This is a genomic window from Noviherbaspirillum sp., assembly GCF_036846085.1.
Lineage (GTDB): Bacteria > Pseudomonadota > Gammaproteobacteria > Burkholderiales > Burkholderiaceae_D > Noviherbaspirillum.
Genome location: NZ_DAIUCO010000207.1, coordinates 1 through 9811 on the forward strand (window position 1 = coordinate 1; position 9811 = coordinate 9811).

General features: G+C 56.6%; 4 protein-coding genes, 1 tRNA gene and 2 pseudogenes. All 7 read left to right on the forward strand.

Going from position 1 to position 9811, the window contains the following annotated elements; genetic code table 11:
* Positions 1-207: pseudogene (locus V7080_RS19630) on the forward strand (efflux RND transporter periplasmic adaptor subunit); the annotation flags it as partial.
* Positions 204-3287 (forward strand): efflux RND transporter permease subunit, encoded by a 3084-nt coding sequence (locus tag V7080_RS19635; RefSeq protein WP_334190086.1) that lies wholly within the window; start codon positions 204-206, stop codon positions 3285-3287. The pseudogene V7080_RS19630 and the gene V7080_RS19635, both read left to right, overlap by 4 nt.
* A gap of 170 nt (positions 3288-3457) precedes the next feature.
* A tRNA-Leu gene (locus V7080_RS19640) sits at positions 3458-3544 on the forward strand.
* A gap of 29 nt (positions 3545-3573) precedes the next feature.
* A pseudogene (gene tig, locus V7080_RS19645) lies at positions 3574-4922 on the forward strand (trigger factor).
* Positions 4923-4958: 36 nt separating this feature from the next.
* The gene (gene clpP, locus V7080_RS19650; RefSeq protein WP_334190087.1) at positions 4959-5585 is read left to right on the forward strand and encodes an ATP-dependent Clp endopeptidase proteolytic subunit ClpP; all 627 of its coding nucleotides are present in this window, start codon (positions 4959-4961) and stop codon (positions 5583-5585) included.
* A 160-nt stretch (positions 5586-5745) separates the two neighbouring features.
* On the forward strand, positions 5746-7014 hold the full coding sequence (gene clpX / locus V7080_RS19655) for an ATP-dependent Clp protease ATP-binding subunit ClpX (RefSeq protein WP_326860700.1): 1269 nt from the start codon (positions 5746-5748) through the stop codon (positions 7012-7014).
* 262 nt (positions 7015-7276) lie between these two features.
* The gene (gene lon, locus V7080_RS19660) at positions 7277-9691 is read left to right on the forward strand and encodes an endopeptidase La (RefSeq protein WP_334190088.1); all 2415 of its coding nucleotides are present in this window, start codon (positions 7277-7279) and stop codon (positions 9689-9691) included.
* Positions 9692-9811: the final 120 nt, after the last annotated feature.

Sequence of the window (9811 nt, forward strand, 5' to 3'; positions counted from 1 at the left end):
GTCGACAACGGAGTGGTGAAGCTCGCCCCGGTGCAAGTGGCAGGCGCATCCGGCAACGACATTCTGCTTGCCGGCGGCGTTTCCGCAGGCCAGACCGTTGTGACTGGCGGCGCCAACCTGCTTAAACCCGGGCAGAAAGTCAGGATTCTCGGCGCGGACGCGACTGTCGACGCCGACAACAAGGTCGTCGTCGGGGCCGCTAAATGAAAGGCGGTTTCAACCTGTCCCGCTGGGCGCTCGAACATATTCCGCTGACCAGGTACCTGATCGTCGTCCTGCTCCTCGGCGGTGTGCTGGGTTACAGCAAGCTCGGCCAGGATGAAGACCCGCCATTCACCTTCCGGGCCATGGTGGTGCGCGCGGTCTGGCCAGGCGCGACCGCGCTGCAGATGGCCGACCAGGTCACTGACAAGCTCGAACGAAAATTGCAGGAAACGCCGTACATCGACAAGATCCGCAGCTATTCCAAGCCGGGCGAAACACTGATCATCCTCCAATTGCGTGAATCGACGCCGCCGAAGGAAACCCCGGCAGCCTGGTACCAGGTGCGGAAGAAGATCAGTGACATCCGCGGCACGCTGCCGCCGGGAGTGATCGGACCGTTTTTCAATGATGAATTCGGCGATACCTACGGTTCGATCTTCGCGCTTTCCAGTGACGGATTCAATTATGCGGAAGTCAAGGACTATGCGGACTTCGTCCGCCAGCAATTGCTGCTTGTGCCGTCGGTATCAAAGGTCGAGTTGTTCGGTGTGCAGGAAGAGCGGATCAACATCGAGTTCTCCCATAAAAAGTTTGCGCAACTCGGCGTGCCGTTCGAGGCCATCGTCTCCCAGCTGAATACGCAGAACAGTGTCGAAGCAACCGGTGTGCTGGTGACGCCGACCGACAACCTGCAGGTACGTGTAACAGGTGCAATGCAGACCGTCAAAGACCTTGAGAACCTTGAGCTCCGTGCCGCAGGCACCACTTTCCGCCTGGGGGATTTCGCGAGCGTCCGGCGGGAGTTCCGCAATCCGCCGCAGGACAAGATGCGCTACAACGGCAAGGAAGTCATCGGGCTCGGCATTTCGATGGAAAAGGGCGGCGACATCATCGACCTTGGTCACAATCTGCAGAAGACCGTGGGCGAGCTGAAAGGAAAATTGCCGGTCGGGATCGAACTGGAGCAGGTGTCCGACCAGCCGCGCGCTGTCACGTCGTCCGTCAATGAATTCCTCCGCACCCTGGCAGAAGCGGTGCTGATCGTCATGGCGGTGAGTTTTGTTGCGCTGGGCCTGCACACCAAGCCGCTACGGCTCGACGTGCGGCCGGGGTTGGTCGTCGCCTTGACGATACCGCTGGTGCTGGCGGTGACCTTTCTTTTCATGCGCATCTTCAATATCGACCTCCACAAGATTTCGCTTGGGGCGCTGATCATCGCGCTGGGATTGCTTGTCGATGACGCCATCATCGCGGTGGAAATGATGGTGCGCAAAATGGAAGAGGGCTTCTCCCGTTTCGATGCCGCGACTTTCGCCTACACATCGACCGCCATGCCGATGCTCACAGGGACACTCATCACCGCCGCCGGCTTCCTCCCCATCGGTCTTGCGAAATCAGCCGCCGGCGAGTACACCTTCTCCATGTTTTCAGTGAATGCGCTCGCGCTGCTGATTTCCTGGTTCGCCGCGGTTCTCTTCACGCCGTACATTGGATATGTCTTGCTGAAGGCGAAACCCGCTTCCGGCGCCGGCGGTCATCATGAACTGTTCGATACCCCTTTTTACCAACGTTTCCGCTCGCTTGTGACATGGTGCGTCGAATGGCGCAAGACCACGATATTGCTCACGCTGGTGGTATTCGGACTCGGCGTGTTCGGGTTCAAGTTCATCGAACAGCAGTTCTTCCCTGATTCGAGCAGGCCGGAACTGATGGTTGAACTGTGGATGCCCGAAGGAACCGCGTTCGCAGCAACCGAGGCGCAGGCAAAAAAATTTGAGGACTTCATTCGACAGCAGGACGGCGTCGAAAGCATCACCAGCTATGTCGGCACCGGGAGTCCGCGCTTCTATCTGCCGCTCGACCAGATATTTCCCCAGACCAACGTATCGCAGATCGTTGTATTGCCGAAGGATTTGAAGGCAAGGGAAACCTTGCGCCTCAAGATCGTCGACGCGTTCAAGAACGACTTTCCGGAAGTGCGGGGTAGGGTGAAGTTGCTGCCGAACGGTCCTCCGGTACCGTATCCGGTGCAGTTCCGCGTCTCCGGCACCGAGGTCGCGACCGTGCGCGCCATCGCCGACCAGGTCAAGGGTGTCATGCGTTCCAACCCGAATGCTGTCGGTGTGAACGACAACTGGAACGAGTCGGTGAAGGTGCTGCGGCTGGATCTCGATCAGGACAAGTTGCGCGCGCTCGGCATCAGCTCGCAAACGGTGATGCGCGCGGCCAATACCATCCTGACTGGCACCACGATCGGTCAATTCCGCGACAGCAACAAGCTGATCGACATTGCCATTCGCCAGCCGGTGGAGGAGCGGTCAACCATCACCGCACTCAATGCCGCCAATATTCAGACATCGACCGGCCGGTCGGTGCCACTGTCCCAGGTGGCGCGCGCCCAATTCGTCTGGGAGCCGGGTGTGGTCTGGCGCGAGGGAAGGGAATGGGCAATTACTGTCCAGTCGGATGTGGTGGACGGCATACAGGGACCGACGGTATCCAGCCAGATCGATCCGGAATTGAACCGCTTGCGGCAGGCCCTGCCGGCCGGTTACCGCATTGAACTGGCGGGTGCGGCTGCCGACAGCGGCAAGGCGCAGCAATCGATTGCCGCCAATGTGCCGCTGGTAGTATTCATCATCTTCACGCTGCTGATGCTGCAGCTGCACAGCTTTTCGCGTTCGCTGCTGGTCTTCCTCACCGGCCCATTGGGATTGGCGGGTGCCGCGATGGCGCTGCTGATCCTGCAGCGCCCATTCGGATTCGTGGCCCAGCTTGGTGTGATTGCGCTGTTCGGCATGATCATCCGCAACTCCGTCATCCTCATCGATCAAATCGAGCAGGATATCGCGGGAGGTGTTCCTCCATGGAATGCGGTCATCGAATCCGCGGTAAGGCGATTCAGGCCGATTATCCTGACCGCCGCCGCCGCGGTGCTGGCGATGATTCCTCTGTCCCGCTCCGTGTTCTGGGGGCCGATGGCAGTTGCCATCATGGGTGGCCTGATCATTGCCACGGCGCTGACCCTGCTGTTCCTGCCGGCGCTCTACGCAGCATGGTTCAAGGTAAGGCGGCCGGCCTGACGTACCCCGAAGATGGTCGCGCGGCTTAAAAATCGCGCGACTACCGAAAAAATCCAGTAAAATCTCGCGCTGAAGTTGAAGAGCTACCAACAAAGGCTTAACAGGGCGACCGGATTTCACTTCATGGTCGCCCTTTGCTTTTGTGCATGATCACAGGCAAGCAAATTCCCGCGAGGATGGCGAAATTGGTAGACGCACCAGGTTTAGGTCCTGACGCCAGCAATGGTGTGGGGGTTCGAGTCCCCCTCCTCGCACCACAAAATTCCTCATTTTTTGGACGATTCACATGTCAACTGCAGTCGAAACCCTGGATAAACTCGAGCGCCGCATAACCATCACTCTGCCGCTGGCAGACGTACAGGCAGAAGTCGAAAAACGTCTGAAGATCCGTGCCCGCACCGCCAAGGCGCCCGGTTTCCGTCCAGGCAAGGTGCCGATGAAGATGGTCGCCCAGCAGTATGATATCAGGTCGAAACCGAAGTGTTGAACGACAAGGTTGGCCGCGCATTCAGCGACGCTGCCACGGAAAACAACCTGCGCGTGGCCGGTCTGCCGAGAATCGAACCGAAATCCGGTGAGGGCGTGGCCGAAGGCGCAGTGGCATTCGATGCCACGTTCGAGGTTTACCCGGAAGTCAAGGTCGGTGACCTGTCGAGCGCCGAAGTGGAGCGCGTGACAACCGACGTCACCGACGCCGAGATCGACAAGACAATCGACATCCTGCGCAAGCAGCGCGTTCACTACCACGTCAAGGGCGAGCAGGGCGCGCACGGCGACGGCGGCGCCGACCAGAGCGCTCAGAGCGGCGACCGCGTTACGGTCGACTTTGTCGGCAGTATCGATGGCGTCGAATTTCAGGGCGGCAAAGCCGACGACTACGCATTCGTGCTCGGCGAGGGCCGCATGTTGCCGGAGTTTGAAGCGGCTGCAACCGGCCTGAAGGTCGGTGAGTCCAAAACCTTCCCGCTGGCGTTCCCGGCTGACTATCACGGCAAGGATGTGGCCGGAAAAACAGCCGAGTTCACCATCACGATGAAGAAGATCGAATGGGCTCACATGCCCGAGGTCGATACCGAGTTTGCCAAGTCACTGGGTATCGCCGATGGTGATCTGGCCAAGATGCGTGAAGACATCCGGACCAACCTCGAACGCGAGGTAAAGAACCGGGTCAAGGCAAAGACCAAGGACAGCGTGATGGATGCGCTGATCAAGGCGTCCGAACTCGATGTGCCGAAAGCACTGGTCGAACAGGATGTGGAGCGGCTGGTCGAAATGACTCGCCAGGACATGGCGCAGCGCGGCATGAACGCCAAGGACATGCCCTTCCCGCCGGAGCTTTTCACGCCGCAGGCCGAACGCCGTGTGCGCCTGGGCTTGATTCTGGCGGAAGTCGTCAAGGCCAACAATTTGCAGGCAACCCCCGAACAGGTCAAGGCGCAGGTGGAAGATTTCGCGCAAAGTTACGAGGACCCGCAGCAAGTGCTGAAGTATTATTACAGCGACCGTCGTCGTCTTGCTGAAGTAGAGGCCCTTGTTTTGGAAGAAAACGTCGTTAACTATGTGCTGAGCAAAGCCAAGGTGACCGACAAGCCGGTCGCATTCGACGAATTGATGGGCAACAACGCACAAGCTTAACTTGTTTGTGCACACCGTCTTCAAAAGGAAACGCACATGTCAGGACTGATACGAAATTCCGCACTCGACACCGAAATGCTCGGCATGGTGCCGATGGTGATCGAGCAGAGCGGCCGGGGCGAGCGCGCCTACGATATCTATTCGCGCCTGCTGAAAGAGCGGGTGATCTTTCTGGTCGGTCCGGTCAATGACCATGCAGCAAACCTGATCGTGGCACAGTTGCTGTTCCTGGAAAGCGAAAACCCGGACAAGGATATTTCCCTTTACATCAACTCGCCGGGCGGGTCGGTGTCGGCAGGGATGGCGATCTTCGATACAATGCAGTTCATCAAGCCAGACGTCTCGACACTGTGCACTGGTCTGGCTGCTTCGATGGGCGCATTCCTTCTGGCCGCCGGCGCCAAGGGCAAGCGGTTTTCACTGCCGAACTCGCGCATCATGATTCACCAGCCTCTTGGCGGTGCGCAAGGACAAGCGGCGGATATCGAGATCCAGGCGCGTGAAATCCTGTATCTGCGTGATCGCCTGAACCATATTCTTGCGGAAAAAACCGGCAGGACCGTGGAACAAATCAGCAAGGATACAGACAGAGATAATTTCATGTCCGCAGCAGATGCGGCTGAATATGGCATGATTGACAAGGTGCTGACCACCCGTGCTTGATTGATCTGTCCCCGCGTAACACGCCCGGACGCCGCCACGTTCGGGCGTTTTTGTTTTGGCGCGACGGATTCCCGGACCTGGCCCGTTTTCTTGAGCGGCGTCGTGACGAATCCGGAATTCGCAGGTAATATCGAATCCATCCCTACACATACGTTGCCCCATGTCTGATAAAAAATCCTCCAGCGGCGAAAAATTGCTTTACTGCTCTTTCTGCGGCAAGAGTCAACACGAGGTAAAAAAGTTGATCGCGGGTCCGTCCGTATTCATCTGCGATGAATGCATCGACCTGTGCAATGACATCATCCGCGACGAGGCATCCAGTATTGAATCGGTCGCCGGACCGAAATCCGACCTGCCGACACCTCAGGAAATTTTCGAGTTGCTCGGACAATACGTTATCGGTCAAGAGACTGCAAAGCGCATCCTGTCAGTCGCGGTTTACAACCACTACAAGCGCCTGAAGCATTTGGGCAAGAAAGATGAAGTCGAGCTTGCCAAGAGCAACATTCTGCTCGTCGGACCCACCGGATCGGGCAAGACGCTTCTCGCACAGACTCTTGCGCGCATGCTGAACGTGCCGTTCGTTATCGCCGATGCGACGACGCTTACCGAAGCCGGCTATGTCGGTGAGGACGTCGAGAACATCATCCAGAAGTTATTGCAGAACTGCAATTATGAGGTTGAAAAAGCGCAGAAGGGCATTGTCTACATCGATGAGATCGACAAGATTTCCCGCAAGTCCGACAATCCATCGATCACCCGCGACGTGTCCGGCGAGGGTGTGCAGCAGGCGCTCCTGAAGCTGATTGAAGGTACGATGGCATCGGTGCCACCTCAGGGCGGCCGCAAACATCCGAATCAGGATTTTGTGCAAATTGATACCACGAACATCATGTTCATTTGTGGCGGAGCGTTCGACGGCCTTGCAAAGATCATCTCCAACCGATCGGAGAAAAGCGGAATCGGTTTCGCGGCCAGTGTGAAAAGCCAGCAGGAGCGTACGGCAAGCGAAGTACTGCTCGATGCGGAGCCAGAAGACCTGATCAAGTTCGGTCTCATTCCCGAGTTGGTCGGACGACTGCCGGTAGTCGCAACTTTGAGTGAACTAAACGAAGAAGCTCTAATCCAAATATTGCTTGAACCCAAGAATGCCTTGATTAAACAGTACGCAAAACTGTTGCAGATGGAAGGGGCGGAATTGGAGGTTCGGCCGGCAGCGTTGCACGCGATCGCCCGCAAGGCGCTCGAGCGCAAAACTGGCGCACGGGGTTTGCGTTCCATTCTCGAGCATGCATTGCTTGATGTTATGTTCGAGTTGCCGAGTCAGCACAACGTTGCCAAAGTAGTGATCGATGAGAACACGATTACCAATGGCGCCAAACCTTTGTTGATCTACCATGAGCAGCCCAAGGTTTCGGGAGCGAAGTAAGCTCCTGAAACGCGATTCTCAAAAATGTAGCGGTTAAAGTCCACTTTTTGCCTAGAAGCAGTACAATTTGTCTCACAACAACTATTTCCGGCTTCCACCGAAAAGCCACCCGAAGGCGACTTCGCGTGTGGCTTTTTTTATTGCAGTTTTGTATTGCACTTTAGTTAGCGAATTTAGGATTTTTTTGTTTCCGCTTGGACTTGAGTTTTTGGCTGCCATGCCAACATCATTAACAAGCTTTTAGACTTAGAAAAGGTTCGCCATGACGACTTCTACAACATTCACTGAACATACCCAACTGCCGCTGTTGCCGTTGCGGGACGTCGTTGTTTTCCCGCATATGGTGATCCCACTATTTGTCGGTCGTCCCAAGTCGATCAAAGCGTTGGAAGCAGCTATGGAACAAGGCAAGAGCATCATGCTTGCCGCGCAAAAAGCAGCTGCCAAAGATGAACCGTCCGCCGAAGACATTTATGAAATCGGTTGTGTCGCCAATATCCTGCAAATGCTCAAACTCCCCGACGGCACCGTCAAGGTGCTCGTCGAAGGGGCGCAGCGTGCGCGCATCCATAACATCACTGAGCTCGATACGCATTTCGCCGCAGATCTGACTCCGGTCGAATCCGAGCCGGGCGATGAATCCGAGGTGGAGGCGATGCGCCGTGCGATCGTCCAGCAGTTCGATCAGTATGTGAAGCTCAATAAAAAAATCCCTCCCGAGATTCTGACCTCGTTGGCGGGTATCGATGACGCAGGGCGCCTTGCAGACACCATCGCCGCGCATCTTCCGCTGAAGCTGGAACAGAAACAGGTCATCCTGGAGATTTTCAACGTCGCGAAGCGGCACGAGCATCTGCTCGGCCAGCTTGAAGGCGAGCTCGATATCCTGCAGGTGGAGAAGCGCATCCGTGGCCGCGTCAAGCGCCAGATGGAAAAGTCTCAGCGCGAGTACTACCTGAATGAGCAGGTCAAGGCGATCCAGAAGGAATTGGGCGAGGGTGAAGAGGGCGCCGATCTGGAAGAGCTTGAGAAGAAGATCATTGCGGCCAAGATGCCCAAGGAAGCCAGGGACAAGGCGCAGGCAGAGTTGAAAAAACTGAAGCTGATGTCGCCGATGTCGGCTGAAGCGACGGTGGTACGCAACTACATCGATACGCTGGTTGCTCTGCCATGGAAGAAAAAATCGAAGGTCAACAACGAGTTGGCGAATGCCGAGAAGGTCCTTGAGGGCGATCACTACGGACTGGAGAAGGTCAAGGAACGCATTCTCGAGTATCTTGCTGTCCAACAGCGCGTCGACAAGCTCAAGGCGCCTATCCTGTGCCTGGTAGGACCACCAGGGGTTGGCAAGACTTCGCTCGGCCAGTCAATCGCACGTGCGACCAACCGCAAGTTCGTCCGTATGGCATTGGGCGGCGTGCGGGATGAAGCCGAAATCCGTGGGCACCGCCGTACCTACATCGGATCGATGCCTGGCAAGATTCTTCAGAGCTTGTCCAAGGTCGGTGTGCGCAATCCGCTGTTCCTGCTGGATGAGGTCGACAAGCTCGGCATGGATTTTCGTGGCGACCCGTCATCGGCACTTCTGGAAGTGCTCGATCCGGAGCAGAACCACACCTTCTCCGACCACTATGTTGAAGTCGACTTTGATTTGTCGGATGTGATGTTCGTTGCGACTTCCAATTCGCTCAACATCCCGCCCGCACTGCTCGATAGGATGGAAGTCATCCGTCTGTCCGGCTATACGGAAGACGAGAAGACGAACATCGCGTTGCGCTATCTGCTGCCGAAACAGATCAGCAATAACGGCTTGAAGGAAGACGAAATCAGCGTCAACGAAGCGGCAATCCGCGACATCATCCGTTACTACACCCGTGAAGCCGGGGTGCGTTCGCTTGAGCGTGAAGTGTCGAAAATTTGCCGCAAGGTCGTGAAGATGCTTCTGCTTAAAAAGCAGGAGCGCAAGATTACCGTCACGTCGAAGAACCTGGACAAATTCCTTGGTATCCGTCGTTTCGATTTCGGCATGGCGGAAAAGGAAAACCAGATCGGCCAGGTCGTTGGATTGGCATGGACCGAAGTCGGTGGCGATCTGTTGACCATCGAGTCAATGACGATGCCCGGCAAGGGCGACGTCATTCGCACAGGTACTTTGGGCGATGTGATGAAGGAGTCGATCGAAGCAGCGCGCACCGTGGTACGCAGTCGTGCGAAGCGGCTGGGAATCAAGAGCGATTTGTTCAGCAAGATCGATATCCACATTCACGTGCCGGAGGGTGCGACGCCGAAGGATGGTCCGTCCGCGGGTATCGCAATGACCACGGCTCTCGTGTCTGTCCTGACGGGCATTCCTGTCCGTGCCGATGTGGCGATGACAGGCGAGATCACGCTGCGCGGAGAAGTGCTGCCGATCGGCGGATTGAAAGAAAAGCTGCTGGCCGCGCATCGTGGCGATATCAAGACAGTCCTGATTCCCGAGCAGAATGTGAAGGATCTGACGGACATTCCGGATAACGTCAAGAACAAGCTGGAAATCATCCCTGTGCGCTGGATCGACAAGGTGCTGGAAGTCGCTCTGGAACGGCAACCCACACCGCTACCGGATGAGCAGGCGCCAGTCGATACCGCGGTTGCAAAACCGTCGGAACAGACTGACCCGACCGTGATGAAGCATTAATTGTTCGGTTAATCCAAAAAGGCGATCTTAGGATCGCCTTTCAGACTGCTGACAAACCCTCGCCTTGTGCGGGGGTTTTTGTTTTAATAACGCATGCTCAAGACGCCCACCCCTGCCCAA

What these genes read in the sequence shown, in the direction of transcription:
- V7080_RS19635 (WP_334190086.1), top strand. Translation starts at nt 204, where the DNA reads ATGAAAGGCGGTTTCAACCTGTCCCGCTGGGCGCTCGAACATATTCCG.
- clpP (WP_334190087.1), top strand. Translation starts at nt 4,959, where the DNA reads ATGTCAGGACTGATACGAAATTCCGCACTCGACACCGAAATGCTCGGC.
- clpX (WP_326860700.1), top strand. Translation starts at nt 5,746, where the DNA reads ATGTCTGATAAAAAATCCTCCAGCGGCGAAAAATTGCTTTACTGCTCT.
- lon (WP_334190088.1), top strand. Translation starts at nt 7,277, where the DNA reads ATGACGACTTCTACAACATTCACTGAACATACCCAACTGCCGCTGTTG.